At 74.6% G+C, this 26,245-nt stretch carries 17 protein-coding genes and 1 pseudogene; 7 read left to right on the forward strand and 11 right to left on the reverse strand.

The window, feature by feature from the left end:
- Window positions 1–34 precede the first annotated feature (34 nt).
- On the reverse strand, window positions 35–3,184 hold the full coding sequence (locus NJC10_RS09750) for a UPF0182 family protein (protein ID WP_319076256.1): 3,150 nt from the start codon (window positions 3,182–3,184) through the stop codon (window positions 35–37).
- 129 nt (window positions 3,185–3,313) lie between these two features.
- Complete coding sequence (locus NJC10_RS09755) at window positions 3,314–4,393, reverse strand: PDZ domain-containing protein (RefSeq protein WP_319076257.1); 1,080 nt, start codon at window positions 4,391–4,393, stop codon at window positions 3,314–3,316.
- Window positions 4,394–4,597: 204 nt separating this feature from the next.
- Between NJC10_RS09755 and NJC10_RS09760 the strand changes: the two genes are divergently transcribed.
- Window positions 4,598–5,998 (forward strand): zinc-dependent metalloprotease, encoded by a 1,401-nt coding sequence (locus tag NJC10_RS09760; RefSeq protein WP_319076259.1) that lies wholly within the window; start codon window positions 4,598–4,600, stop codon window positions 5,996–5,998.
- A gap of 14 nt (window positions 5,999–6,012) precedes the next feature.
- On the opposite strand, the gene NJC10_RS09765 is transcribed toward NJC10_RS09760, so the two are convergent.
- Complete coding sequence (locus NJC10_RS09765; RefSeq protein ID WP_319076260.1) at window positions 6,013–6,663, reverse strand: M48 family metallopeptidase; 651 nt, start codon at window positions 6,661–6,663, stop codon at window positions 6,013–6,015.
- A gap of 102 nt (window positions 6,664–6,765) precedes the next feature.
- On the opposite strand from NJC10_RS09765, the gene NJC10_RS09770 reads away from it, so the two are divergent.
- Window positions 6,766–7,623, forward strand: coding sequence for a ThiF family adenylyltransferase (locus NJC10_RS09770; protein ID WP_319076261.1), 858 nt, complete (start codon window positions 6,766–6,768; stop codon window positions 7,621–7,623).
- A 66-nt stretch (window positions 7,624–7,689) separates the two neighbouring features.
- Here NJC10_RS09770 and NJC10_RS09775 read toward each other — a convergent pair whose 3' ends face one another.
- Window positions 7,690–9,819: an ATP-dependent DNA helicase UvrD2 gene (locus tag NJC10_RS09775; protein WP_319076262.1), complete on the reverse strand. Its 2,130-nt coding sequence runs from the start codon at window positions 9,817–9,819 to the stop codon at window positions 7,690–7,692.
- Between the two features lie 120 nt (window positions 9,820–9,939).
- Here NJC10_RS09775 and NJC10_RS09780 point away from each other — a divergent pair, with 120 nt between their 5' ends.
- Window positions 9,940–11,127: a macrolide 2'-phosphotransferase gene (locus NJC10_RS09780; protein WP_319076263.1), complete on the forward strand. Its 1,188-nt coding sequence runs from the start codon at window positions 9,940–9,942 to the stop codon at window positions 11,125–11,127.
- On the opposite strand, the gene NJC10_RS09785 is transcribed toward NJC10_RS09780, so the two are convergent.
- The 3 genes from NJC10_RS09785 to NJC10_RS09795 are packed head-to-tail and all read right to left on the reverse strand — an operon-like array spanning window position 11,102 to window position 18,543.
- Window positions 11,102–14,581, reverse strand: coding sequence for an ATP-dependent DNA helicase (locus tag NJC10_RS09785; RefSeq protein ID WP_319076264.1), 3,480 nt, complete (start codon window positions 14,579–14,581; stop codon window positions 11,102–11,104). The two genes, NJC10_RS09780 and NJC10_RS09785, sit on opposite strands and share 26 nt — an antisense overlap.
- Window positions 14,569–18,036 carry a PD-(D/E)XK nuclease family protein gene (locus tag NJC10_RS09790; RefSeq protein WP_319076265.1) on the reverse strand — a complete coding sequence of 1,156 codons (3,468 nt, stop codon included), beginning with the start codon at window positions 18,034–18,036 and terminating at the stop codon, window positions 14,569–14,571. The genes NJC10_RS09785 and NJC10_RS09790 overlap by 13 nt, the downstream gene beginning before the upstream one ends.
- Window positions 18,037–18,066: 30 nt before the next feature.
- The gene (locus NJC10_RS09795) at window positions 18,067–18,543 is read right to left on the reverse strand and encodes an MGMT family protein (RefSeq protein ID WP_319076266.1); all 477 of its coding nucleotides are present in this window, start codon (window positions 18,541–18,543) and stop codon (window positions 18,067–18,069) included.
- A 66-nt stretch (window positions 18,544–18,609) separates the two neighbouring features.
- Here NJC10_RS09795 and NJC10_RS09800 point away from each other — a divergent pair, with 66 nt between their 5' ends.
- Complete coding sequence (locus NJC10_RS09800) at window positions 18,610–19,296, forward strand: 3'-5' exonuclease (RefSeq protein ID WP_319076268.1); 687 nt, start codon at window positions 18,610–18,612, stop codon at window positions 19,294–19,296.
- A gap of 21 nt (window positions 19,297–19,317) precedes the next feature.
- Here NJC10_RS09800 and hemL read toward each other — a convergent pair whose 3' ends face one another.
- The 3 genes from hemL to NJC10_RS09815 form a co-directional block, all read right to left on the reverse strand.
- Window positions 19,318–20,646 carry a glutamate-1-semialdehyde 2,1-aminomutase gene (gene hemL, locus NJC10_RS09805; RefSeq protein WP_319076269.1) on the reverse strand — a complete coding sequence of 443 codons (1,329 nt, stop codon included), beginning with the start codon at window positions 20,644–20,646 and terminating at the stop codon, window positions 19,318–19,320.
- Window positions 20,643–21,629, reverse strand: a complete 987-nt coding sequence (gene hemB / locus NJC10_RS09810) for a porphobilinogen synthase (RefSeq protein ID WP_319076270.1) — start codon at window positions 21,627–21,629, stop codon at window positions 20,643–20,645. Before hemB ends, hemL begins: the two co-directional genes overlap by 4 nt.
- A 90-nt stretch (window positions 21,630–21,719) precedes the next feature.
- Window positions 21,720–22,253, reverse strand: a complete 534-nt coding sequence (locus NJC10_RS09815) for an AAA family ATPase (protein WP_319076271.1) — start codon at window positions 22,251–22,253, stop codon at window positions 21,720–21,722.
- A gap of 7 nt (window positions 22,254–22,260) precedes the next feature.
- Between NJC10_RS09815 and NJC10_RS11265 the strand changes: the two are divergent.
- Together NJC10_RS11265 and NJC10_RS09820 are read left to right on the forward strand one after the other, a co-directional pair.
- Window positions 22,261–22,677 (forward strand): annotated as a pseudogene (locus tag NJC10_RS11265) (GNAT family N-acetyltransferase); the annotation flags it as partial.
- Window positions 22,678–22,697: 20 nt separating this feature from the next.
- Window positions 22,698–23,141: a GNAT family N-acetyltransferase gene (locus NJC10_RS09820; protein ID WP_319076273.1), complete on the forward strand. Its 444-nt coding sequence runs from the start codon at window positions 22,698–22,700 to the stop codon at window positions 23,139–23,141.
- A gap of 496 nt (window positions 23,142–23,637) precedes the next feature.
- Here the strand turns inward: NJC10_RS09820 and NJC10_RS09825 are convergent, their stop codons facing one another.
- Entirely contained in the window at window positions 23,638–24,765 is a 1,128-nt protein-coding gene (locus NJC10_RS09825) for a hypothetical protein (RefSeq protein ID WP_319076274.1), read from the reverse strand.
- Window positions 24,766–24,987: 222 nt separating this feature from the next.
- Here NJC10_RS09825 and NJC10_RS09830 point away from each other — a divergent pair.
- A protein-coding gene (locus tag NJC10_RS09830) for an IS3 family transposase (RefSeq protein ID WP_413466426.1) occupies window positions 24,988–26,165 on the forward strand; the annotation gives its coding sequence in 2 pieces (ribosomal slippage) (window positions 24,988–25,248 and window positions 25,251–26,165; 1,176 coding nt in all).
- Window positions 26,166–26,245 lie beyond the last annotated feature (80 nt).

Raw genomic sequence — 26,245 nt, forward strand, 5'->3', positions numbered from 1 at the left:
CCCCGCCATCCGAGACGGCGGGGGCGTGGTCGGTTCAGCCCGCGGGCTGGGGCTCGGGGGCCTCCTCCGCCCCGTCCGCGGGCGGGGTCCCGCGCAGGGCGTCGTCGGCCGCCGTCGCCCGCTTCAACGCCTCGTCGAGGCGCTTCTGCTGCTCGCCGTAGGCGGCCCAGTCGCCCGCCGCCATGGCCTCCTGGCCGCGCGCGATGGCGTCCTGCGCCTCCGCGAGCGCGGCGCTCAGCTCCTGGTCCGCGGGCTTCGGCTCCCCGGGCTCACCCTGGCCGGGCTCGCCCTCGCCGTCGCCCTGGTTCTCCTCCGGGGTCACGGCCCCGGAGTCGCCGCCGAAGACCTGGTCCAGGGCCTCCTGGAGGGTGTCGGCGAAGCCCACCCTGTCCCCGAAGGAGACCAGCACCTTGCGCAGGGTGGGGTAGGACGTGGCGCCCGAGGAGCGCACGTACACGGGCTGCACGTAGAGGATGCCGCCCGCCACCGGGAGCGTGATCATGTTGCCGTTGAGCACCTCGGAGGCGCCCTGGCGCAGCAGGTTCAGCTCCTGGGAGACGCCGGCGTTGGAGTCGAAGTTGGCCTGCGCCTGGCCCGGCCCGGGGACCGTGGTCTGGCGCGGCAGCTCCAGCAGACGGAGCGTGCCGTAGCCCTCGGCCCGCTCACCGTCCCTGCCCGTGCCGGCGTCGCCGCTGGCCGAGAGGAACCCGTAGAGGACGTTGCGCTGCTGCGAGCCCTCGGTGATCTGCGGGATGTAGGTGGTGGTCAGCGAGTACGCGGGCTCGTCCTGGCCGGGCACCTGCAGGGTCATGTAGTACGGGGGCTGCTTGACGTTCGGGTCGTCCTGCGTGGGGTCGGCGGGCACGGACCAGGCGTCGTTGTTCTCGTAGAAGTCGTCTGCGTCGGTCACGTGGTAGCGGCCCAGCAGCTCGCGCTGCACCTTGAACATGTCCTCCGGGTAGCGCACGTGGTCCAGGAGGGCGGCGCTCATCTCCGAGTAGGGCTTGAGCGAGGACGGGTACACGCCCTGCCACGCCTTCAGCAGCGGGTCCTCCTCGTCCCAGGCGTAGAGCTCCACGGAGCCGTCGTAGGCGTCCACGGTGGCCTTCACGGAGTTGCGGATGTAGTTCACCTGGCCGGTCAGCAGCGCCCGCTGGTCGCGGTTCAGCGCGTCCTGTGTGGCGTCGCCGAGGCGCTGCGACGTGGAGTAGGGGAACTGGTCGGACGTCGTGTAGGCGTCCACGATCCACTTCACGCGCCCGTTCACGATCGCCGGGTAGGCGTTGGTGTCCACCGTCAGGTACGGGGCCACCTTGCGGACCCGCTCCTCCGGATGGCGGTCGTAGAGGATCTGCGAGGCGCTGTTCACATCCGAGGAGAGCAGGAGCTCGGGCGAGCCGAACTTCACGGCGTAGGCGAGCTTGTTGAAGAGCCCGCCCACGGCCGGGCCGCCGTCGCCGGCGAAGGTGTAGGCCGTGTCCTCCCCGGAGTCCGCCGTCTGGGGGCGGTCGCGCTCGACGGCGGGGGCGCCCTCCGGCGCGCCCACCACGGAGTACTCGGGCGAGTTGAGCCCGAAGTAGATGCGCGGCTCGTACTGGGAGTCGTCGGTGAGCGGGCCCCGCGAGGGGATCTCGGAGAGCAGGAACGAGGGACGGCCGCCGGCCGCCACCTCGGAGGCGTCAGCCATGACCATGCCGTAGCCGTGCGTGTAGATGGCATGGCGGTTCACCCAGGACTGGGAGTCCTCCACGTTCACGTCGCGCGCGGCGAGGATGGTGTCCCGGGACTCGCCGTCCACCTCGTAGCGGTCCACGTGCAGCGTGCCGGGGAACGAGTAGTAGGGGCGGAACTGCTGGAGCTGCCCGAAGGTCTGCGAGATGAGGTTCGGGTCCATGAGGCGCACGTTGGCCGTGTTGGCCTCCTCGCCGGCGAGGGCTCCCTCCTGCGCCTCGACGCTGCCCTCGTAGGTGGTGACCTGCACGTCGTCGAGGCCGTAGGCCTCACGGGTCATCCGGATGTTGCGGTCGATGTACTCGGCCTCGAGCGTGCGCTCGGAGGGCTGCACCTGATACTGCTGCACCAGGTACGGGTAGGCCGTGCCCACCACGAGGGCGGTGATGACCAGCACGGCGGTGCCCACCAGCGGCAGGCGCCACTGTCCGGAGAACACGGTCCACACGAACAGCGCGGCCACGATCAGGGCGGTGACCGCGAGGATCGCGGAGGTGGGGATCACGGCGTTGACGTCCGTGTACATGGCGCCCGCCCACGAGCCGGTCTGTGACTGCGTGGTGCGGTACCGGTTGAGCCAGAACGTGACGGCCTGGAGGAGCAGGAACAGCGCCAGCGTCACCGCGATGTGGACCCGCGCGGAGGGCGTGACGGACAGTCCCCCGGAGTCCTCCACCCGCACGGAGCCGTACAGGTAGTGGATGATGAGGCCGGCGATCCCCGCCACGAGCACCACGGAGACGAGGTACCCGACCACGAGGGTGAGGAACGGGAGCGTGGCCAGGAAGAACATGAGGTCCAGGCCGAACTCGGGGTCCGTCTGGCCGTAGGGCACCTGGTGGAGGAACAGCTGGACGGTCGTCCAGCCGTTCATGGCCGCCGAGCCCGCGAAGAGGCCCAGGATGACCGGCACCGCGAGGAACACGAGGCGGCGCATGGGCTCGAGCTGGCGCTGGGCCTGGCTGAGCGAGTCACGCGCGTCGGCGGGGGCGTCCTGCCGGCGGTGGCGCCACGCGAGCCGCGTCGCCAGCCACACGGCGGAGCCCATCAGGAGCGCGCCGATCAGGAACAGGGCCGCCTTGGTGAGGACCTCGGTCCAGAAGACGTCCTCGTAGCCCACCTGGGAGAACCAGAGCACGTCCGTGTACACGTTGGTGAACAGCACGAACAGGCCCACCAGGATCGCCACGGAGACGATCGTGAGCACGAGCGCACTGGGGCGGCCGGGGGTCGCCGGCCGGGGCCGGCCGGCCGCCGAGCTGCCGTTGCCGTCGCCGGGCCCGCTGGGACCGCCGCTGCCGGGGCTCGCGGGCCCGCCGTCGCCCGGGCCCATGGGGGCGCCGCCGAAGGGGCCGAAGCCGCCGAAGGGGCCGGAGCCCCCCGCGCCGGCGGATCCGCCGCCGTCACGGGGCGGGCCGCCGAAGGGCCCGCCGCTTCCCTGTCCGAAGCTCACTGTCTCTCCTCTCCCCGCCGGGGGCGGGGTCTGGGGTCGGCGCCGTGCCGGGCGGCACGGGCGTCTGGGGTCCGGGGTCGTCCGCCGCGGCCACGGAGGGGACGCGCGGGATGTCGAAGGGCGGGGGGATCACCCACAGGTGGGCACCCCGTCGGGGGTCTCGCCGCGGCCCACGGCCTCGACCACGCCGCGCGCGGTCGAGAGGGCGTCCACGGCGTAGACGGCGATGCCCTCGGGCACGCGGCCGTCGAGGTCCGCGCAGTTGGCGGCCGGGGCCAGGAACACGGCCGCTCCGGCGTCGGCGGCGCCGCGCACCTTCTGGGCGATGCCGCCGATGGGACCGACCTCGCCCTCCTCGGTGATGGTGCCGGTGCCCGCGATGTGCGCGCCGCCCGTCATCGCGCCGGGCGTGAGGCGCTCCAGGACGGCGAGGGCGAACATGGTGCCCGCGGAGGGGCCGCCGATGTCCTCGAGGCTGATCTCCACGTCCACCGGGAAGTCGTACACGGTCTCGAGGTACACGCCGATCTGCCACGCCTGGCCCGCGCCCTCCGGCGCGGCGCGCACGGGGACCTCCACGTCCGTCTCGACGCCGTCCCGGAGCACACGCAGGGCGACCGGCCCGGGGCCGGCGGCGTCGACCGCCGAGCGCAGGGCGGCGACGTCGTCCACGGGCGTCCCGCCCGCCGTGAGCACCTCGTCGCCGGCACGCAGCACGTCGCGGGCCGGGCTGTCCGGGGCGAACTCCCGCACGGCGAGCCCGCGGCCGTAGTCGCGGCCGAGCTCGTGCAGGGCGGCCGCCGTCGCCAGGTCCTGGGAGGCGGTCATGGCCCACGCGTTGGACTCGCTCACCTGGTCTGCGGACACGCCCGTGGGGTAGACCAGCTCGCGCGGCGTGGTGTCGCGTCCCGGGTCCACGAGCGCGCTCGCAAGCTCGAGGACGGAGGTGGAGCCCGTCGGCGGGCCGGAGACCATCACGGTGGTCATGTCCAGGGCGCCCTCCCCCGGGTCCGCCCGGGAGGCGCCGTCGACGGTGAGGACGGGGTGGCCGTCGGCCTCCCCCAGCACGTCGATGGCCGGGCCGGGCCCCTCCAGCAGGTACGGCGCGGGCAGCGCGAGGGCGGTGGCCGCCGAGGCGGCGGCGATCCATCCGGAGACCGACGGGCGCGCGGCGCCGCGGCGGCTCCTTGCGCGGGGCACTGCGGGCACGCGACACCGACTTTCCTGCCGTGGTCCTGGATCAGGGGCCGTCGCCGCAGGCGCGGACGCGCTGGCGGGGGGACGGTCGCACCAGTCTACGGGGCCGCCGTGGCCGGGGCCGGGCCGGAGCGCCGTCGTGCGCCCTGCGCGAACCGCGGCGCCGCGCCGTCCATCCGTGGGCCTGGCGCGAGGCCCGCGGATACGCTGTTCGGCATGACTGACCACCCGCAGACCCCCGGATCCGACGACGGCCGCGACCCCCTGGAGGACATGCTCCGGCAGATGTTCGGCGGGCAGGCCCCGGACGTCGAGGAGATCCGCCGCGCCATGCAGGGCATGGGCGGGACCGGCGGCATGCCCTTCGACCCCTCCCGGCTGGACCCCGCCATGATGCAGCAGGCCATGGCGCAGTTCCAGGCCATGATGAACCCGGGCGCGGGCTCCGAGGGCCCGGTCAACTGGACCCTGGCCAGGCAGGCCGCGCGCCAGGCGGTCGCCGGCGAGGACCCCGCCGTGGGCTCCTTCGCCCGCCGCGAGGTGGACGAGGCCCTGCGCCTGGCCGAGCTCTGGCTGGACGGCGTGACGGACACGGAGTCCACGGGGCAGATGGGGGCCGCGTGGTCCCGCGCCGAGTGGGTCGAGGCCACCATGGAGAACTGGCAGCGGATGACCGGCCCCGTGGCCGTCTCGCTCGCGAACGCGATGTCCGCCGCCATCGAGCAGCAGCTGCCCGGCCAGCTGCCCGAGGGCATGGACCCCTCAATGCTGGGCGGCCTGCAGCCCATGCTCAAGAACATGGGCGGCACCATGTTCGGCCTCCAGCTCGGCGGCGCCGTGGGCGCGCTCGGCAAGGACGTGCTCTCGGGAACGGACATCGGCCTGCCGATCGCCGGCCACCGCCTGGCCCTGATCCCCGTGAACATCGAGGAGTTCGGCGACGGGCTCAGCGTCCCGGACGACCAGGTGCGCCTGTACCTCGCGCTGCGCGAGGTGGCCCGCATGCGCCTCTTCCTGCACTCCCCGTGGCTCGAGCGGGACCTGTTCGCCGCGATCGAGCAGTACGCGGCCGGCATCCGCCTGGACGTGAGCGGGATCGAGCGGGCCGCGGAGTCCGTCGACCCCATGGACCCGGAGTCCATGCAGGCCGTGTTCGACGGCGCGTCGTTCATCGCCGAGCCGGATGCCACCCAGCGCGCCGCCCTCGAGCAGCTCGAGCTGCTCATCGCCCTCGTGGAGGGCTGGGTCGACGTCGTCGTCGCCGAGGCGGCCACGCCGCTGGAGTCCGCGAGCGCGCTGCGCGAGACCATGAACCGTCGGCGCGCCTCCGGGGGACCCGCCGAGCAGGCGTTCGCCGCCCTCGTGGGCCTCGAGCTGCGCCCGCGCCGCCTGCGCGAGGCGGCCGCGTTCTGGGAGCACGTCACGGCCGAGCAGGGCAAGGAGTACCGCGAGGCGATCTGGCGCCATCCCGAGCGCCAGCCCACGGACGAGGACCTCGACGACCCCACGGGCTACGCGGAGCGCCGCACGGCCGCGGACGCCTCCACGGACGCCCTCGACGACGAGCTGCAGCGGCTTCTCGACGGCGGCTTCGGCGAGGCCCCCAAGGAGGGCTGAGCCCCGCGCCTGCCTCAGCCCCCCTCGACGTCGTCGCCCCAGCCCGGGGCGGCGACGTCGTCGTCTGCGGAAGCGGGCCCGGCGGCGAGGCCGCGGCCTTGCGCGTAGGTGACGCCGGCGAGGAACGCCATGGCCTCGGCGTAGCGGGGGTGGCGGGCGACGAGCCTCTGGAAGCGGGGCCCGTGGCCGGACTCGAGCAGGTGGGCCACCTCGTGCACCAGCACGGCCTCCACCACCCAGTCGGGCATGCCGCGCAGCTGCGCCGAGAGCCGGATGGTGCGCCGAGCCGGGGTGCACGATCCCCAGCGGTGCCGCTGCCGCGTGGACCACGTGACGCTCACCGGATCCGCCTCGCCCCCGTAGTGCTCGGCCGAGACGCGACGCGCCCAGGCCAGCAGGGCGGCGTCGCCCGGGGCGGAGGCCCCGGGGTCGGGCCTAGCGGGCGCCGGGGCCGCGCCCGCGCGCTCGACCATGCGGGAGATCCATTCCCGCTCCTCGGCGCGGGAGAGCCGGGCGGGGACGGAGACCTGCAGGCGGCCCTCGCGCCACACGGCGGACACGGTGCGCGTGCGCGCGGTGGAGCGCACGAGCCGCACCGGCGTGCCCTCCCAGTCCAGGTCGACGGTCTCGCGGACCGGGCGGGAGGCGGGGCGACGCGGCGGCATCACTCCATTGTGCGCGACGGCTCCGCGGATCCCTGTGGATGAGGCCCCCGCGGCGCCTCCCTCGTGACACCGTGGGGCCACGTCGAGCGATCGGAGACCTCCATGCCCCGCCCCCTCCCGCCTCCCGACGGCGAAGGCCGTCCCACCTCCTCCGCTCCTCCCCACGGCCCGCCCGTGGACTTCCCCGACGGCGTCCACGTCACGGGGCTCGGCCGCACCGGGCTGGCGATCGCCCTGCTCCTGGCCAGCCGGGGCATGGGCCCGCTCGCCCTGTGGGATCCCACGCCCGTGGGGGCGTCGGACCTCGGCACGGGCTACCGGCCGGCGGACCTCGGCCGGCCCCGTGCCGTCGCGGCCGAGCGGCGGATCCGCGAGCTCCACCCGCGCGAGCGGGTGTTCGCCCACCACGGGCCGGAGGCCGTGCTCATGGGGACGGCCACCGTCTCGGTGACGCGCGGGCGGATCGACGAATCGCTCGTGGCGCGGGCGCTGGCCGCCGAGCACCCGCTCCTGCCGGTGGTCGTGGACGAGGAGTCGGCCGTCGGGCCCTGGACGATCGCCGGATCCCCCGGGTGCGCCCTGTGCGAGCACGTCCGCCGCCCGGCGGAGGAGGCCGCCACCGGCCGAAGCCGCGACGCGGCGTGGGAGGACGGGCCGGGCGAGGAGGATCCGGAGAGTGTGCTCGGGGCACTGCGCACCGCCGTCCTCGTCCACGACCTGCTGATCGCGGGCTCCTCCTCCCCCGCATGGCAGGGCGTCGTGCGCAGCTGGGCCTATGCGCTGGACGAGACCACCGAGGGCGTCCGCCCGCGGCACGGGTGCCCGTGCGACCCGGACGGGATGGCGGCGGACCTGGCCGCGCTCACCCGGGAGCTGAGCGGGGAGCTGCACCAGGAGTTCGGGGTGCTGCCCGGCTTCGGCGGGCCGCCGGACCTCGGGGAGCCTTCGTCGGGGGCCTGACCCGGGCGCGTGATCCGACCCCCCGGTATCTCAGGCGGGCATGGTGCCTCAGGCGGACCTGGTGACTCAGGCGGGCGCGGTGCCCTGGAGCAGCTCGAGCACGTCCGGGCCGTAGCGGTCCAGCTTGGCCTTGCCCACGCCCGGGACCTTGATGAGATCGAGGGGGGTGGCCGGCATGGCCTCGGCGATCGCCACGAGGGTCGCGTCCGTGAACACCACGAACGCGGGCACCTTCCCCGCGCGGGCGGTGCTGGCGCGCCAGTCCCGCAGGGTGTCGAGAACGGCCTCGTCGTAGGTGGCCGGGCAGTCCAGGCAGCGGCCGACCTTGCGCTCGGCGCCCGTCTCGAGGGCCTTGCCGCACGTGCGGCACGTGGCCACGGTGGCGCCGCGCCGCCGGCCGCGGGGTGCGCCTGCCCCGGACGCGGCGGCGGGGGCGTGCTCGCGGGTGCCGCCGAGGGTCGGGTCGATGTCCCGCAGGAAGCGGGAGGCCCGCCGCGAGGCGCGCCCGCCGGTGCCGCGGGAGAGCGTCCACGTCAGCGACAGATGCTGGCGGGCGCGCGTGATGCCCACGTAGAGCAGGCGGCGCTCCTCGTCGATCTCGGCGGGCGTGTCCGCGAAGGAGATGGGCATGAGCCCCTCGGACAGCCCCACCAGGAAGACCGCGTCCCACTCGAGGCCCTTGGCCGAGTGCAGGGAGGCGAGCGTGACGCCCTGCACCGTGGGGGCGTGCTGGTGCTGGGCGCGCTCGTCGAGCTCGGCCACCAGCTCGGTGAGCGTGAACTCGGCCCCGCGGGCGGCGGCCAGCTGGTCGGCGAGGTTCACGAGCGCGTGCAGCGACTCCCAGCGCTCGCGCGCCGCGCCCGTGGCGGCGGGCGGCTCGGCCGAGTACCCGAGGGAGGCCAGGACGTCCCGTGCACGGGCGGTCACCTCCTCCCCCGTGAGACCCGGGTCGGCGCGTGCCGCGGCGCGCAGCTGCAGGATGCCGTCGCGCACCTCGCGGCGGGAGAAGAAGCGCTCGCCGCCCCGCAGCTGGTAGCCCAGTCCCGCCGCGGACAGAGCGGTCTCGAACGCCTCCGACTGGCCGTTCGTGCGGAAGAGGACCGCGATCTCGGCGGGCGGAGTGCCCCCGTCCACGAGCTCGCGGATCCGCTGGGCCACCCAGCCCGCCTCGGCCTCGTCGTCCGTGCACTCGGCGAAGACGACGTCGGGCCCCGCGGGGCGCTGCGAGGTGAGCTGGAGCGGCTCGGGCCAGTGCGGGAGCCGGCGGTCGCGCTGCCCCTCCGCCGTGCGCGCCGCGAGGAGCCGGTTGGCGGCCTCCACGATCTGGGGGCTCGAGCGGTAGTCGCGCACGAGCTTGACGACGGTGGCCTCCTGGTGGCGCTCGCGGAAGCCTGTGAGGAAGCGGGAGGTCGCGCCCGTGAACGAGTAGATCGTCTGGGATGAGTCGCCCACCACGCACAGGTCCGCGCGGTCCCCGAGCCAGAGGTCCAGGAGGCGGTGCTGCAGCGGGGAGACGTCTTGGTACTCGTCCACCACGAAGACGCGGTACTGGTCCCGGATCGTGGCCGCGATGCGCGGCTCCGTGGAGAGGATGCCCACGAGGATGAGCAGCACGTCCTCGAAGTCGATCATGTTGCGGGCGGTCTTGGCCTCCTCGTACCCCGTGTAGAGGCGCGCCACGGTGGTGGCGGTCCAACCCGAGGGCATCTCCCGCTCCTTGGCCGCCTCGGCGTATCCCTCGGGAGCGTGGAGGGAGACCTTGGCCCACTCGATCTCGCCGGCGAGGTCGCGCAGCCCGGCGCGGTCCACGCTCATGCGCATGCCCTGGGCCACCTGGGTGAGCAGGCGCACCTTGTTCTCCACGAGCGTGGGCATCGGACCGCCGACGGCCTGCGGCCAGAAGTACTGCAGCTGGCGCAGCGCGGCGGAGTGGAACGTGCGGGCCTGGACGCCGTCCACCCCGAGGTCGCGCAGGCGCGTGCGCATCTCCGCGGCCGCGCGCGCAGTGAACGTCAGCGCGAGGGTGCGGTGGGGGTCGAACACCCCGGAGGCGACGCCGTAGGCGATGCGGTGGGTGATGGCGCGGGTCTTGCCCGTGCCGGCGCCGGCCAGGATGCACACGGGGCCCCGGAGGGCGGTGGCGGCCTGCCGCTGCTCGGCGTCGAGCCCGCGGAGGATCTCATCGGGAGTGCTCATGCGGGACGAGTCCTCCTCGGTGTCCAGGGTCTGCGCGTCCGGCGACGTCCCACCGTACCAACCCGCGGACGCCGGTGCGCCCCACCGCGCTCGGGCGTGGGCGCGCATAGGGTGGACCCCGTGCACCGTCAGTCCCTCCGCCTCGCAGCCCTGGCCGCCGCGGCCGTCCCCGGCCTGACCCCGGTCTCGGTGGTCGCCAGCCCGGACGACCCCGCGGACTTCTCCGCCGCCGTCGTCGTGGACGCCCAGCGCCAGTGGTGGCGCGTGCGCTCCCCGCGCACCCCGGAGGCGGGGATCCGCCTGGAGACCGAGCTGCAGGTGCTCGCCGCGCTCACCCCGCGCGTGCGCGCGGCCCTGCCCTTCCGCACGCCCTCCGTGGCCGGCGCGGTGCGCCTGGGTGGCCTGCGCACCTTCGTGTACCAGGACATGCCGGGCCGTCCCCTCCCCCTCGAGGACCTCGTCGCGCTCGGCGAGCCCGCGGTGCAGGACGTCGGCCGCGTCATCGCGGCCGTGCACACCCTGCCCTCCTCCGTGGTGGACCTCGCGGACCTGCCGGTCTACACGGCGGAGGAGGTGCGCAACCGACGGCTGCATGAGCTGGACCAGGCCGCCACCACGGGTCGCATCCCCCCGGTGCTGCTGCGCCGCTGGGAGGAGGCCATGGAGGAGGAGGCCCTGTGGTCGTTCTCCCCGGTGCCGGTGCACGGAGACCTGCACGAGGACAACCTGCTCGTGGAGCGCGGCCGGGTGGTCGGGGTGACCGGCTGGACCGACCTGCACGTGGGCGATCCCGCTGTGGACCTCGCGTGGCTGGCCGCCGCCGAGGACCCCGACTTCGCCGAGCGCGTGCTGGACGCCTACCGCGGGCGGCGCGCCGACGCCGGAGCCGGTGACGACGGGGACGAGCACCTGATGCGCCGCGCCTCCCTCCTCGCGGAGTTCGCGCTGGCCCAGTGGCTGGTGCGTGGCGTGGACCGCCACGACGCGGACATGATCGCCGAGGCGGAGGACATGCTGGCCGAGCTGGCCGACGCCGTCCGGGGCCGCACGCACGGGAGCGCACCGGAGCACGCCGACGGCGAGGCGGCCGACGGCGAGGCGGCGGGCGACGCGGTGGATGCCGACGACGAGGACGCCGACGGTGACGACGCGGGCCGCGAGCGCGAGCCGGACGAGGCCGACGACCAGACCGCCGCCCTCACCGTGGTGCCGGCTCCGGGCCGGGAGTCGGACCGGGCCGCCGCCCGGGGTGCTCGCCGGGCGCAGAGCCCCGGCGACGGGATCACGGGCGGTTCAGCGCCTCGGTGACGATGCGCTCGAGCTCATCCTCCCCCGGCAGGTGGGCCAGCGAGCGCTCGACGCCGTGCGCGACGTAGACGAAGCTCGCCCTGATGTTCTCGAGCGGGATCCCGTGCAGGCGTGACCACGCGAGCCGGTAGACCGCCAGCTGCAGGCCCTTGACCTCGAGGTCGCGGTCCGACGGCACCGCGCCCGTCTTCCAGTCCACCAGCTCCCACTCGGCCTCGGGATCGAGGGGCATCCCCTCGCGGGCTCCCGAGCAGTAGATGGCGTCCACGCGCCCGCGCAGGGTGATCCCGGCGACCGTGGTCTCCACCGCCGCCTCCACGAACGCGGGGGTCCGGTCCGCCCAGCGCGAGGACCGGAACCACTCCTGCATCGGGGCGAGGTCCAGGGCGTCGTCCACCCACTGGTCGGCGGCGTCCGAGGGGTCCTCGATGTCCAGCATGCCCGTCGCGCCGAACCGGTCCTCGAGCCAGGCGTGGAACGCCGTGCCGCGGCGCGCCGCGTGGGCGGGCGGACGCGGCATGGGCCGGCGCAGCTGCTCGGCCACCGCCTGCGGGTCCGCCGCCAGCTCACCGTAGAGCGAGACGGAGACGTGGCTCGGCAGCGCCACCTGGCCCCCGGTCCCGGCGATGTCCCGGCGCCGCAGCAGCACCCAGGCGAGCTCCCGGGCGATCTCCGGGTCCGCCTCGAGGTCCTCGGGGGCCGCGCCTCGGACGCGCGCAGCCGCGGACTCGACCGCGGCGCGCCGCGGCCGGGAGCGGGACGGGAGCTTCTCCCAGCGGTCCTCGTCCTCGGGGTCCTCCGGGTCAGCGACGGCGACCTCCGGCCCCGTCAGCGGGTCGAACGGCCACCAGGCGGCGAGCAGGCGGCCGGCCACGGGGTTCTCCTCCGTCAGCTCGGAGGGGTCCGGCTCGTGGCCGATCTCGATCCCGGGGAACGAGCCGGCGAGCGCGGCGACCTCCTCAAGGAACTCGGACGGCGCCGCGGGGTTCTTGTTCGTCCCCTTCCAGCGGGTGGTGCTCAGCCACAGCCGGCTCCGCGCGCGGGTGAACGCGACATACGCGAGCCGCCGCTCCTCCCGCCTCCCGTGGGCGTCCACGGCGATCTGGTAGGGCTCGGGCAGCCCCTCGGCATCCTTGGACGTGTAGGTCCTGCCGGCCGACTGCGCCCAGTCGCGCATGTTTTCGGCCCATCCGGCGTCCCACTGCGGCAGTGAGGCTGCGTCACCGCGCAGGGCCCACGGCAGCGCGCCGTTCGCGGGCGCGGTCCAGCGGTCGGACCGAGCCGAGGGGAACGAGCCCTCCATGAGCCCCGGCACCGCGACGACGTCCCACTCCAGTCCCTTGGACGCGTGGGTCGTGAGCACCTGGACCACCCCGGGGGCGGGCTCCCCGGCCTCGATGCCGAGGCCCTTCTCGTGCTCCTCCACCGACGCCGTCCAGGCGAGGAACGCGGAGAGGCCCGCCGCCGCCGTCGTGCCGGCGGCGAAGCCGCGCGCCGCGTCCTGGAACGCGTTGAGGTGGCGGCGGGCGGAGGCCCCGGACGCGTCGGGGCGCAGGGCCACCTCCACGTCCAGGCCGATCTCCCGCTCGACCTCGGCGATGAGCTCGGCGGGCTCCGCGTCCGCACGAGCGGAGAGGCGCCGCAGGAGGCGGTTGGCCTCGCGCAGGCGGCGCAGGCCCTCGTCCGAGAAGCCGCGCCCGCGGGAGCCGGTCCAGTCGAAGCCCTCCCGTGGCAGCGAGTCGAGGGCCTCCAGCAGGGCGGGGGCGTCGGTGTCCTCCTCGGGGCTCACGTCCGCGGCCTCGACGTCCGCCGCCCCCTCGGCTCCGGCGGCCCGCAGGCGGGAGACGAAGCGGGCGCGTTCGTGGAGCACCTCGAGGTCCGCGGGGCCGATGCGCCACCGGGGGCCGGTGAGCATGCGGACCACGTGGTCGTTGCGGGAGGGGTCGGCGAGGACGTGGAGGACGGCGAGCACCTCGGAGACCTCGGGAAGGGAGAGCAGTCCCGAGAGGCCGAGGACCTCGTAGGGCAGGCCCGCCTCGTCGAGGGCCGTGAGCACCGGGACGAACTGCGCGCGCGTGCGGCACAGGACCGCCCGCGTGAGGCGGGTCCGGCCGTCGGGCGCGACGTCCGGCAGCGCCGCCAGCCGCTCCGCGAGCGCCCTCGCCTCCTCGTCCTGGGTGACGTGCCGGTCGATGCGCACCTCCCCCTCGCCCGCTCCGGGGCGGGGGCGGAGGGGTCGCAGCTCGATGGGCGAGCCTGCCCCCGCCTCCGCGTGGACGACGAGCGGAGCCGCCACTGTGTTGGCCGCCTCCAGCACCGCCTCGTCGTTGCGCCACGCGACGGTCAGGTGGGAGACGTCCGCGTTGACACGCCGAGTCCCGCCGTCGGGGAGCGCCTGGACCCGCGGGAAGGTGCCCGGGAAGGCGAAGAGCTGGCCGGCGGAGGCGCCGCGGAAGCCGTAGATGGACTGGTGGGGGTCGCCGACGGCCGTGACGCAGTGCCCGAGCCCGGGCGCGTCCGCCTCGGGGCCGGTGGGGCCGAAGAGCCCGGCGAAGATCTGCATCTGGGCGTGTGAGGTGTCCTGGAACTCGTCCAGCAGGACGACGGGGAAGCGACCGCGCTCCTGCTCCCCCGCACAGGGCACCTCCCGGGCGATCCGCGCGGCGTGGCGCAGCAGGTCGCCGAAGTCCATCGCGTCGCGCTCCTGCTTGGCCTCGTCGTAGCGGGCCACGAGGTCGGCCATGAGGGCCCGGTCCTCGAACGCCCCGATCAGCTCGAGGATCACGCCGGAGGGCTCCTTCATGCGGGCCGGGAGCGGAAGCCCCCGGCCCTGGGCGACGAGCGCCTCCAGGTGCGCACGGACGTCCTCGGGGGCCACCAGGTGCTCCGCCATGTCCCCCGCGAGGCGCAGCGCCTGGGAGATCAGCGTGGAGGGCCGGACGCCGAGGCGGTCCGCCACGATCGGATGGGACTCCACGACGCCGGCCATGATCCGGTGCGCGTCGGCCTCGCCGAGCAGCACGGCCTCGGGCTCCACGCCGATGCGCAGCCCGTGGTCGCGCACGAGCGCGCCCGCGTAGGAGTGGTACGTGGACACGGCGGCGCGGCCGAGGTCCTCCGGCTCGCCGTCGAACCCGGGGATCACGAGCCCGGAGCGCAGCAGGGCGTCCACCTTGTCGTTGATGCGGTGGGCCAGCTCGCCGGCGGCCTTGCGCGTGAACGTGACGCCGAGGATCTGGTCGGGCCGCGCGTGGCCGTTGGCCACGAGCCAGACCACGCGGTCGGACATCGTGGCGGTCTTGCCGGAGCCGGCGCCGGCCATGACGAGCCGGGGCGTGAGCGGAGCGGTGATGACCTCGGCCTGCTCGTCCGTGGGCGGATGCACCTTCAGGCGGGCGGCGATGTCCTCCGGCGCGTGGACCGCGGCGGGGACGTCCATGTTCAGCGGTTCCATTCGGTGACCTGCCTTCCTTCGGCGCAGAGGGGACAGACGGACGGCAGGACGCAGCCGGCGGACCCGTCGTGGAGGGCGAGGAAGCGGGGCCCGACGGTCCGGCGGGCGGCCGTGAAGACCTGGTCGAGGGCCCAGCGGTCCTCGTCGGTCAGCGCGGCCTGGTCCTGCACCTTCGTCTTCTGGGTGCCCGCGCCGAGCTGGACGAGCGCGGCCCCGGCCGGGGCGGACGGCTCCGCCAGCTGCGCGAGGGCGGCCCGCAGCGCCGGGTCGGCCTCCGGGTCATCCCGCAGCACCGCCACCCCGTGCGCGCGGAGGGCGACCTGGTAGGCGGCGAGCTGCGGCTGGCGGGGCAGCTCGGCCGCCGACGGCGCGCGGAGGCCCGTCTTGAGGTCGACGATGTACGGGCGTCCGGCCGCGTCCACCTCGAGCCGGTCGATGACGCCGTTGATCAGCACCGTCAGTCCCTCCCACGTGAGTTCGGCCCGCATGGGCACCTCCTGGGCCAGGGCGCGCCGCCCCGCGGCCCGCACGACGGAGAGGTAGCCGAGGTAGGCCTTCGCCAGCTCGCGGGCCCGGGCGTGCTCGAGCTCGCTGACCCACCCCTCGGGCAGGCCCAGCTCCGGCAGGCGACGCTCGAGCTCGGCGTGCACGGCCTCGGGCGGGCCGTCCGGGTGGTGCTCGGCCACGGAGTGGACGAGGGTGCCCACGGACTGCGCCAGCGTCGCTCCGGCCTGGGACCCCACGTGGTAGAGCAGCCAGTTGAGGGGATTGGTCAGAGCGGTCTCCACGCGGGACGGCGAGAGGCGGACCGGGTGGTGGGCCACGTCCGTGAGGGCCTCCTCTGTGGACAGCGGCGCGAGGCCCCACCAGTGCGCGGGGTCTGCGGTCTCCACGCCGTCCGCGGCCAGCCGGGCGAGGGCCGCGGCGGCCGCCGCCGGATCCACGGCCCCGGCGCCTTCCTCCCCCTGCTCGAGGGCGCGGCGGAGCCGCGCGACGAGCGCGCCGGCCGTCAGCGGCGGCGCCACCTCCGTGAGGGGGCGGACGCCGCTCTCATCGTCGCCGGGTTCCGCGGGGGCCAGGAGGTCGAGGAAGTCGGAGGGCATTTCGTCCTCGTTCCGCACGGCGGTGGCGAGGACGCGGCGGCGCGCCCGGGAGACCGCCGCCGCCAGCATGCGCAGCTCGTCCTGCCGCGTCTCCTGCAACCGGGTGCGGTGGTCCGTCGGCCACGCGGAGGGGTCGGGCGCGAGCAGCAGGTCCGCGAGGTCCGTGGCGCCGAGCAGCTGGCCGCGCAGCCGCGTGTTGGGCCAGACGCCGTCCTGCAGGCCCACGACGATCACGGTGTCCCAGTCGCGACCGGCGGCGACGGCGGAGGCAGGGGTCAGCACGTGGACGGCGTCCCCGGTCTCCGCGCGGCGCGCGAGGGTGTCCATCGGCAGGTCCTGGGACTCCATGTACCCGCGGAAGTCCTCGGGCGAGGATCCGGGGAACTGGTCCACGAAGCGCTCCGCCACCTGGAACAGCGCCACGACGGCGTCCAGGTCTGCGTCCGCCCGCCGCGCGTCCCGGCGGGTGTCCGCCCCGTCCACCCGCCCGAGGGCGATCGAGCGCCAGCGGTCGGCCCGGCCGGAGGCCGACCACAGGGCCCAGAGCACGGTCTCGGCCGTCGCCCCGGGGGCGGCGGCCGCCTCGAGGCCGGCGCGGAACATCCACGCCACGCGCCGCAGGGCACGATGCCGCCCGGCCTCCTCTCCCGCGAGCGCCGGATCCGCGAGGGCGGCCACGAGCAGCTCGTCCGACGAGCGCCGCCCGCCGCGCGCCCGCTCAGCCCGCAGCAGGTCCTGGCGCAGCCGCCGCACGTGCAGCGCCGTGGCCGCTCCGTAGCGCCCGGTCAGCAGGCCGACGAGCTCCTCAGGGTCCAGCACGGAGACGACGTCGGCCTCGGGGTCCCCCGCCAGGGTGGCGCAGGCGCCCAGGAGGGTCAGCAGCGGGGCCACCGCCGGCTCCTCCTTGAGCACGGTGCCCGACGCGTCGCGGGTGACCGGCACGCCCTCCGCCTCGAGATGCCGGGCGAGCGCCGCGACGCGGGAGCCGGAGCGGGCCACCACGAGGAGCCGGTCCAGCGGCACGGACTCCTCGTGATGCACCCGCAGGACCCGCTCGAGGACGAACTGGTCCTCGTCCGCCCGCGAGCGCACGACGTGGCCGCGCACCTCGCCGCCCTCCTGTGCCGGCAGCGCCGTGCGCCGGGCCCGCTCGACCGGCTCGTGCCGCTGCCGGACCCGCCGGGCCACCCGCAGGTATCCCTCGAGCACGCCGGCCGCCATGCGGTGCCCCTGGGCCAGGACGACGGTCCGCTCCCCCGGCGTCGGCGACGCCGGGGCGCCCGGCACGGGAGCCGGGTCCAGGGCGGTGGGGTACTCGCGGACGAGGTCCGGGCGGGCGCCGCGGAATCCCTCGACCGTGGTGTCGGGGGTCGCCGTGAGGAGGACGTCCCTGCCGACGCCGAGGACGCGGAGGAGATCGTGCACGGCGGGGGTGGCCTCCTGGAGGTCGTCCACCACGAGGGCACTCAGCCGGGCGCGTTCCGCCCGGGCGAACTCGACGGCGGCACGGTCCCGCTCCGGGTCCTCCGGGAACCGCTCCGTCAGGACGAGCACGGCGGCGCGGATGAGGCCGGCGGGGTCGAAGGCCTCCGCCATGCCCAGGTCCAGGCGGTCCCGGTAGTCCTGGACGAGGACGGCCGCCGCCTCCCACGCCGGCCGCCGGTGCACCTCGCCCAGCCCCTGCAGGCGGCCGGGCTCCACCCCGAACTCGCTCATGCGGTCCACCAGCTCGCGCACCTCGCGACGGAACCCCCGCGTGCCCACAGCGGGGACGACGTCGGCCGGCCACTCCGGACCTGCCGCGTGGCCCTGGGCGTAGCCCTCCAGGAGCTCGGCGATCACCGTGTCCTGCTCGGCGCCGGACAGCAGCCGCGGGGCGTTCGCCAGGTGCCGGAGGGGGCCCGTGACGCGGGCACGGCGGAGCAGGTCGAACGCGTAGGACGCCCACGTGCGCACCGGCGTGACAGCGCGCGTGCCGTGCCCCGTGGCCTCGAGGCGCTCGGTCAGGGCGTCGCGCAGACGGGCCGCGGCGTCCCGGCTCGGCGCGAGGACCAGGAGGGACTCGGCATCCGTCCCCGCCTCGAGCCGCCGCGCGGCGTACTCCACGGCCGCGGTGCTCCGCCCCGTGCCGGGCGCACCGAGCACGAGGACGGCCCCGTGCCCGGGGGCGAGGCCCGCCACGGCCTCCTGCGCGGGGGTGAGCTCGACCGTCTCCGCCCGCTGCCGCCCTTCGCGGACGAGGAGGGCGTGCACGGGCGGCGCAACGGGCTCCTCGGCCTCGTCCGCCGCGAGGATCGCGGCCTCCTCGAGCGCCCCGTCCGGGGCGGCTGCGGCGTGCTCGTGTGCGCTCATGGGGTCATCCTCCCATCGGCGCGGGACAGGTTAAGGGGTGCGCCCGCTTGCCGGGCTGATGCTCCCGCGGCCGTGGTCCACGCGCGCCGCGAGGTCGGCGATCGCCGCGAGCGCGGGGCCGTCGCCGTCGTCGTGGGGATCCCAGGCGGCACGGGCCAGGTCCACACGCGGCAGCCCGCCGGCGGCCGGGCGCAGCGGCGTGCCCTCGCGATCGCGCTCGGGCGCGGCGCGGGCGGCGAGGTCCTCGGGCAGGGACCCGTCGGCCCGCACGACGCGCCACCACGGGGTGCCCGGATCCGCCTCGGCCATCGCGCGTCCGGCCTGTCGCGCGCCGCCGCGGCCCAGGATCCGCGCGAGCGCCCCATAGGACACGGCACGCCCCGGGGGCACGAGGCACGCGACGGCGGCGAGCGCCTCCGCCACCGTCAGCGGACCCTCCGGTGGCGCGGCGGGGAGGGGAGGAGCGCGGCGCGGCGGAGCGGGGCGCGGGACGGCGGCGGAGGACACGAGCCCATCCTGCCCGCCCGCCGGAGGGTGCTTCACGCGTCCGGCTCCGGCGGTAGCGTGGCGGACGTGAATTGGCATGAGCAGATCCGAGCCGGGTTCGACCTCGAGACCACGGGCAGAGACCCCCAGCAGGCGTTGATCGTGACGGCCACCATCGTGATGGTGGACGCCTCGGGCGCGGCCGTGTCCGCCGCCGAGTGGCTCCTGGACCCGGGCGTCCCGATCCCGGAGGAGGCGGCGCAGGTGCACGGTGTCACCACGGAGCGGGCCCGCGCCGAGGGCATGCCCGCGGCGCAGGGGGTCATCGAGATCACGGAGACGCTGCGGGACCTCTTCGCGGCCGGCATCCCGGTGATCGCGTTCAACGGGGTGTACGACTTCACGGTCATGGACCGTGAGGCGCGGCGGCACGGCCTGACCCCGCTCGACGCCGCACCCGTGATCGACCCCTACGTGCTGGACAAGCAGCTGGACCGCTACCGCAAGGGCAAGCGCACTCTCACCGCCGTCTCGGAGCACTACGGCGTGCAGCTGGAGGACGCGCACACCTCGGCCGCGGACGCGCTCGCCGCCGTCCAGGTCGCGGACCACCTGGCCCGCAAGTACCCCGCAGTCCAGATCGAGCTGTCGGAGCTGCACGCGAGGCAGGCCCAGTGGAAGGCCGAGCAGGCCGCCAGCTTCGAGGAGTACCTGCGCCGGAAGGATCCGGCGGCCACGGTCTCGCGGGAGTGGCCGGTCGAGCCCGGCGCCTGACCCTCGAAGCTCGGACCGCTTTCAGCCCTGCGGCGTCGCGGCCGCGGCCGCCCTCACCGCGCCGGGAAGGGCCTCGAGGACCGTGCCGATCGCGGCGTCGTCGTGCGCCGCCGAGACGAACCAGGCCTCGAAGACCGACGGCGGCAGGTACACGCCCGACTCCAGCATCGACTGGAAGAACGGGGCGTAGCGGAACACCTCCTGGCCCTGCGCGTCGGCGTAGTCCTTCACGCCGCCCTTCGACGTCCCGAACGCCACGGAGAAGAGCGTCCCGGCGCGCTGGATCGAGTGGTCCACGCCCTCCGCGTCGAGCGCCGCCACGAGGCCCTCGCGGACCGCGTCGGATGCGCGCTGCACGGCGGCGTACACGGCGTCGTCGGCGCTGCTCAGCGTCGCGTACCCGGCGGCCATCGCCACCGGGTTCCCGGAGAGCGTGCCCGCCTGGTACACCGGGCCGAGCGGGGCCAGGTGGTCCATGATCGCGGCCGAGCCGGCGAGCGCGGCGACGGGCATGCCGCCGCCGATCACCTTGCCGAAGCACCAGATGTCCGGGGTCCAGCCCTCGGGCTCCCCGCTGAGGCCCCACGCGCCGCGGCTCGTGGCGCGGAAGCCGGTGAGGACCTCGTCCCAGATCAGCAGCGCACCGTGACGCTGCGTGATCTCGCGCAGGAACGCGTTGAAGCCGTCCTGCGGCTCCACCACGCCCATGTTGCACGGCACGGCCTCGGTGATCACGGCGGCGATCTCGGACCCGCGCTCGGCGAACGCCTTCTCCAGGTCCTCGCGGGAGTTGTAGGTGACCACGAGCGTCTCGGAGGCCGCGGCCTCGGTGACGCCCGCGGACCCGGGCAGGGCCGCCGTCGCGACGCCGGAGCCGGCGGCGGCCAGCAGGCCGTCGGAGTGGCCGTGATAGCAGCCGGCGAACTTCACGATGAGGTTGCGGCCGGTCACGCCCCGCGCGAGGCGCAGGGCGGTCATGGTGGCCTCCGTGCCGGTGGACACGAAGCGCACGCGCTCCACGGGGACCTTCGAGGCGATCAGCTCGGCGAGCGCGGTCTCCGACTCGGTGGAGGTGCCGAAGCTGAGGCCGCGGTCCACGGCGGCGTGCACGGCCTCCAGCACGGCCGGGTGGCCGTGGCCGAGCAGCATGGGACCCCACGAGCAGACAAGGTCCACGTACTCGCGGCCCTCGACGTCGTAGAGGTACGGCCCCTGCGCGCGCTCCATGAAGCGGGGCGTGCCGCCGACGGAGCCGAACGCGCGCACCGGCGAGTCGACGCCGCCGGGGATGACGGTCTGGGCCGCGGCGAACGCGGCGGCGTTGGTGGTGCGGGGGGTGCGGGTGCTCACAGGGAGCCCTCCTTCATCCAGCGGCCGAGCTCGGCCGCCCAGTAGGTCAGCACGGTGTCGGCGCCGGCGCGCCGGATGGAGAGCACGGACTCGGTGATCGCGGCGCGGCGGTCGATCCAGCCGTTCGCGGCGGCGGCCTCGATCATCGCGTACTCGCCGGAGATCTGGTACGCGGAGACCGGCACGTCGGCCATCTCGGCGACATCGCGCACGATGTCCAGGTAGCTCATGGCCGGCTTCACCATGACCATGTCCGCACCCTCCTCGAGGTCCAGGGAGACCTCCAGCAGCGCCTCGGTGCGGTTCGCGGCGTCCATCTGGTACGTCTTGCGGTCGCCCTGCAGGGCGGAGTCGACGGCGTCGCGGAAGGGGCCGTAGAACGCCGAGGAGTACTTCGCGGCGTAGGCGAGGATCGCCGTGTCCGTGTGGTCGGCGGCGTCGAGGGCCTCACGGATCACGCGGACCTGGCCGTCCATCATGCCGGAGGGGCCGAGCACGTCCGCGCCGGCCTCGGCCTGCGCCACGCCCATCTGCGCGTAGATCTCCAGGGTGGCGTCGTTGTCCACGGCGCCGTCCTCGCGGAGCACGCCGCAGTGGCCGTGGTCGGTGAACTCGTCCAGGCAGAGGTCGGACATGACGACGAGCGCGTCCCCCACCTCGGCCTTCACGTCGCGGATGGCGGCGTTGAGCACGCCCTCAGGGTGCAGGGAGGCGGAGCCGGTCGCGTCGCGCGTGGCCGGGACGCCGAACAGCATGATGCCGCCCAGGCCCAGCTCGGCGGCCTCGGCCGCGGCCGCCTTGAGCGAGTCGGTGGTGTGCTGCACCACGCCCGGCATGGACGCGATGGGCTGCGGCTCGGCCACGCCCTCCTTGATGAAGGCCGGCAGGATCAGCTCGGCCGGGTGGAGGCGGGTTTCGGCGACCAGGCGGCGCATGGCGGCGGACTGGCGCAGACGGCGGGGGCGCTGGTGGGGGAACGACATGGCCTCGAGTCTAGGCCGTGGGCCCGACGCGGCACGGGTGCGCGGTCCCCCTCAGGACGCCGCCCGGGCCGCCGACGGCGAGGGCGCGCGTCACCGGCGGGGCAGGGCCGCCAGCGCGTCGCGCAGCGCGGCCGCGTGGGTGGTCGTGTCGATCACGGTCCGGGGACCGTCGCGGTCGACGTCCCGCGCCACCCAGCCGTCCGCCTGGACGTCATCCCAGGTCGGGACCCGGTGTCCGGGGATGTCGGCCGCGCGCGTCTCGACCCGGCGGCGATGCTCCCGTTCGTCCGGCAGGACCGTCTCCAGGACCACCAGCCGCGCGCCCGCCCGCGGCGCGGTCCCCGCCCAGCCAGCCCGGGAGGCGGGGACGGGATGGACGGCGTCGACGACGACGTCGTGGCCCAGCAGCAGGTTGGAGACCGCGAGCTCGTGCACGACGGCGTAGCCCGCAGCGCCCACGTGGTCCTGGACCCGTCCCAGTGCGGTCTCGACGGCGTCCACCCGCAGACAGCAGGCGCCTGTCGCCCGCGCGAGCGCCTGGGCCAGCGTGGTCTTGCCCGTCCCGGCGCGTCCGGCGAGCACGCACAGCCAGGGCCGGTCGCCTCCCTCGATCACCGTTGCCATGGGGCCCATGACTCCCCCGATCCACCTGCGCCCCCTCCGCCCGGACGACGCCGACGAGATGGTCGTCGTCCTCTCGGATCCGGCCCTGTACACGTTCACGGGCGGCGAGCCTCCCGCCCGGGAGGGCCTCTCCCGCCAGTACGCCGTCCAGGCCCGCGGCCACTCCGACGACCGCAGCAAGACGTGGCTCAACCACCTGGTGGTACTCGACGACACCGGGGAAGCCGTCGGCTACGTGCAGGCCACCGTGCCCGTCTCGGGCGGGCCCGCCGAGATCGCGTGGGTGATCGGCGTCCCCTGGCAGGGCCGGGGCCATGCGACCGCCGCGGCACGCCTGCTGCTCGACGAGCTCGCCCGGCGCGGGGTTACCGAGGTCGTGGCCGACATCCACCCCGACCACGCGGCCTCGGCCGCCGTGGCACGCCGGCGCGGCCTGGCGAGCACGTGCCCCGCGGCCTCGAGCTGCGAGGCCTGGAGGTCGAAACGGCTGACGAGCTGGCCCGGTGCTACTTCGCCAGCTACCCACCGGGCGTCGCCGCCTCCGACCTGGCCGAGGCGCGCGAGGAGATGGACGCGACCTTACGCGGCGACTACGGGGAGCTGCGCGCCGACGCGAGCGCCTCAGCGTGGGTGGAGGGCCGCCGGGCCGGGGCGGTCATGGTCGTCACGCACTCGATCTGGGACGCGGACCTCGCGGGGCCGTTCATCATCGACCTCTTCACCGATCCCGCCGCGCGCGGGAAGGGGGTCGGGCGCGCCCTGGTACAGCACGCCGTCGACGCCTGCTCCGCCGCCGGCGACCCCGCCCTCAGCCTGCGCTTCGGCGAAGGCACCTCCGAAGCGGCCATGGGGATCTATCGGCGGCTCGGATTCCGACCCGTTCGGTAGGGGGAAGTCGGTCATTTCTGGCCGAGCCGCTTCGCGCCATGACGCTGGGCATCGAGACGGAGCGCGTGGGCATCCCGAGCGCCCTCGCCGCCGACCCCAGGCGCCCTGCGTGCGGCGCCGAGCGTTCACCCGTACCAGGTGGCTCCCGGTTATCGCTCCAGCAGCCACGCCGGCTCTGCGCCGGACGCCGTCCTGCCCGGCGCGCTCGACTCATGGACCTGGCCTCGCAACACGTCCATGAGCACCGCCTCAAGATCGCCCGGGCATCTCGTAAGCAGTCGGCTCAGGTCCGTCCGCTGCCCGATCACCCGTCCCGGGTCCGCCGGTGGCGGCCACCCCTGCCAGGGCACCACCGTGAGGACCCCCGCGATCACGTCAGCATCCAGGAGCCACGCACAGCGGTTTCGGCTGAAGTGCCGCCGCTCCAGCTCGACGACAAGCCTGCACACCGCCTCCCTAGAGGGCATCTGGCCGGAAGAGGACGGCCTGCGGGTGCTCACCTCTCCCCCTTCTGAGTACGGTCATCCGCCCGTGCCGGTCCCGCGGAGCCGATATCAGCGGCAGTCGCGCAGCGGATCCATCCGCCGCCGGGCCCACGGTGCCAGCTTTGCCTGGGCTCGTCCGACTCGCGCACCGTGTCGGTGAGCCATACGGTGGTGTCCGGGCCCCACCCGGCGAGGACCGTGGCCGCATCAGCGTCTACGGACAGCGCCCGGGTGGCTGAGCTGAGATAGCCCATGGTGGTCAGATGCACCGCGTCCCACTCCGAGGCGACCTGCTCCCAGTCCGGTATGACCCAACGGCCGGACCGGCCCGTCACCCGGTACCAGTCGTGCCGCCGTGAGGCACTCACCTCCAGAGGGAACTCCCGGCACAGCCGCACCCAGGCACCGGGGGCGTGGATCTCATACGTCCTCCCCGCCCCCTGCACCGGGATCACCGTGGCCGCCTCCGCGCCGAGAGCGTCCTCGACGAGGTCCAACCCCGCGGGGATCTGCCCGAAGCCGGCAGTGACTCCCTGAGGGGTCGACCACCAGCTCCCGGACCAGTTCGCCGTGGGGTCGGCCGGGCGTTCGACGGTGGCGCGAGCCTCCTGCAACCGCTCCTCCTGGGCCCATTCCGACAGGACGCGACCCGGGTGACGGGTCAGCCGGGTCGGATCCTCGAAATCCCGCCAGTCGGCGACCCACTGCACCGGCTGGCGTGGACGTCCCCAGGGCCGGGACGCGGGTGAGGCCACGACGGCGGCGGCCACGGGTGCCAGGGCGGCGCGGATGACCGACTGCCCAGCCAGCACGTCCTCCCCGTCGGGCTCCTGCCAGTACCTGGCTGATTCCACGGCGCTGACCAGAGCCGACTGGACCACGTCGTCCGAGAGGCCCGAGAGGTCGAGACCGGTCAGGGCCCCTGCCACCTCGTCCGGGGATACCGTCGGAGGCGAGACCGGGACGCGGCGGCCCTCGTGGACAGCCCACACGAGACGGGCGCCGCCCCGATCCGGGTCCAGCTCATGCCCGAGCCAGAACACCAGGTCCGCGACCCGCGGGCTGAGCGCCCTCGCCGCTTCGAGGCAGAGACGCCGCCCCCGCGGACCGGCCAGCAGTGCCTGTGTGCTCGCTTCCATCGGACCATCCTCCCCCGACCCCCACGACTCGTCGAGGGCCACCTCCGCCCCCGTGGCCCCGTCGTGCTGGAACCACAGTGTCGCCTCGGCCCGAAACGGTCTTGTCTGTCGCGCTCGGCTCGCGCTGGATGTGCTCACCTTTGACTCGCGGCGAGGGTCTGCCGTGAGTTTGGTTGACATCTGATCTGTGGTCCCGGGAGGGGCTGCTGGAAGGATGGCCTCATGCCCGCTGCATACCCCCGAGAGTTCCGCCAGGACGTGGTCAGCATCGCCCGCAAGGGCCAGATGCCGATCGCGCAGGTCGCGAAGGACTTCGGCATCACCGAGTCCTGCCTGCGTCGCTGGCTGGCCCAAGACGATGTCGAGGCCGGGATCCGGCCCGGCGTCACCAAAGCTGAGAACGAGGAGCTGAAGGCTCTCAAGCGCCGCAACCGTGAATTGGAGATGGAGAACGAGGTCTTACGCCGCGCCGCCGCGTATCTGTCGCAGGCGAACCTGAAATTGGGCCAGTCCCCGAAATGACCTATCCCGTCGTGAAGGACCTGGCCCGCGACGGGATCCCCGTGAAACTCTCCTGCCGGGTCCTCGGGTTCACCCGTCAGGCCTACTACCAGTGGCCGGCCGAACCTGTCAGCGCGCGGGAATGGTCCGACGCGCATGCCGCCAACGCCGTCCTCGACGCCCATGCCGATGACCCGGAGTTCGGATACCGGTTCCTGGCTGAGAAGCTCCGCGGCCGTGGCCTGGCCGTGTCGGACCACCAGACGTTGAAGGCCTGCCGGCTCGTGCGTGTCCGCTGCTGCCACTGGATCCGCCGCGGCTCGGGCAAGGGTCCTGGCCCTGCCGTTGATGATGATCTGGTTCGTCGTGAGTTCCGCGCTGAGAAGCCGAACCAGTTGTGGCTCACGGACATCTCAGAGCATTGGGCCGGGGATTCCAAGCTCTATCTCTGCGCGGTCAAGGACGTGTTCTCGAACCGGATCGTGGGCTACTCGATCGATCGGCGGATGAGCTCGCAGCTGGCTGTGGACGCCCTGCAGATGGCTCTGGCCCGGCGTGGAGGCAAGGCCGAGGTGCAGGGTTGCCGTGTGCATTCGGATCGTGGGTCGCAATTTCGATCCAGGCGATTCGTGGAGACGCTGCGGGTCAACGGCTTGGTCGGGTCGATGGGCCGGGTCGGTGCTGCTGGGGACAACGCGGCGATGGAATCCTTCTTCGCGCTGTTGCAGAAGAACGTGCTGGACCGGCGTCGCTGGCAGTCCTTCGACCAGCTCCGGCTCTCGATCGTGAGCTGGATCGAGCGGACCTATCACCGGCGTCGTAGGCAGGCCCGTCTCGGGAGACTCACCCCCGTCGAGTTCGAGATGGTTCAATCAGTCCAGGCGGATGCCGCCGCCTGATAACTCGTGTCAACCAAACTCACGGCAGACCCGCCCTAAGGGATGGCCCTCCTGCCGAAGAAGCAGGGGCCGGCCTCACC

The sequence above is a fragment of the Micrococcus sp. M4NT genome, assembly GCF_033790745.1.
Lineage (GTDB): Bacteria > Actinomycetota > Actinomycetes > Actinomycetales > Micrococcaceae > Micrococcus.

Coding starts and splice junctions, on each gene's coding strand:
- NJC10_RS09760 (WP_319076259.1), top strand. CDS start 4,598: ATGACTGACCACCCGCAGACCCCCGGATCCGACGACGGCCGCGACCCC.
- NJC10_RS09765 (WP_319076260.1), bottom strand. CDS start 6,663: ATGCCGCCGCGTCGCCCCGCCTCCCGCCCGGTCCGCGAGACCGTCGAC.
- NJC10_RS09770 (WP_319076261.1), top strand. CDS start 6,766: ATGCCCCGCCCCCTCCCGCCTCCCGACGGCGAAGGCCGTCCCACCTCC.
- NJC10_RS09775 (WP_319076262.1), bottom strand. CDS start 9,819: ATGAGCACTCCCGATGAGATCCTCCGCGGGCTCGACGCCGAGCAGCGG.
- NJC10_RS09785 (WP_319076264.1), bottom strand. CDS start 14,581: ATGGAACCGCTGAACATGGACGTCCCCGCCGCGGTCCACGCGCCGGAG.
- NJC10_RS09790 (WP_319076265.1), bottom strand. CDS start 18,036: ATGAGCGCACACGAGCACGCCGCAGCCGCCCCGGACGGGGCGCTCGAG.
- hemB (WP_319076270.1), bottom strand. CDS start 21,629: ATGTCGTTCCCCCACCAGCGCCCCCGCCGTCTGCGCCAGTCCGCCGCC.
- NJC10_RS09815 (WP_319076271.1), bottom strand. CDS start 22,253: ATGGCAACGGTGATCGAGGGAGGCGACCGGCCCTGGCTGTGCGTGCTC.
- NJC10_RS09825 (WP_319076274.1), bottom strand. CDS start 24,765: ATGGAAGCGAGCACACAGGCACTGCTGGCCGGTCCGCGGGGGCGGCGT.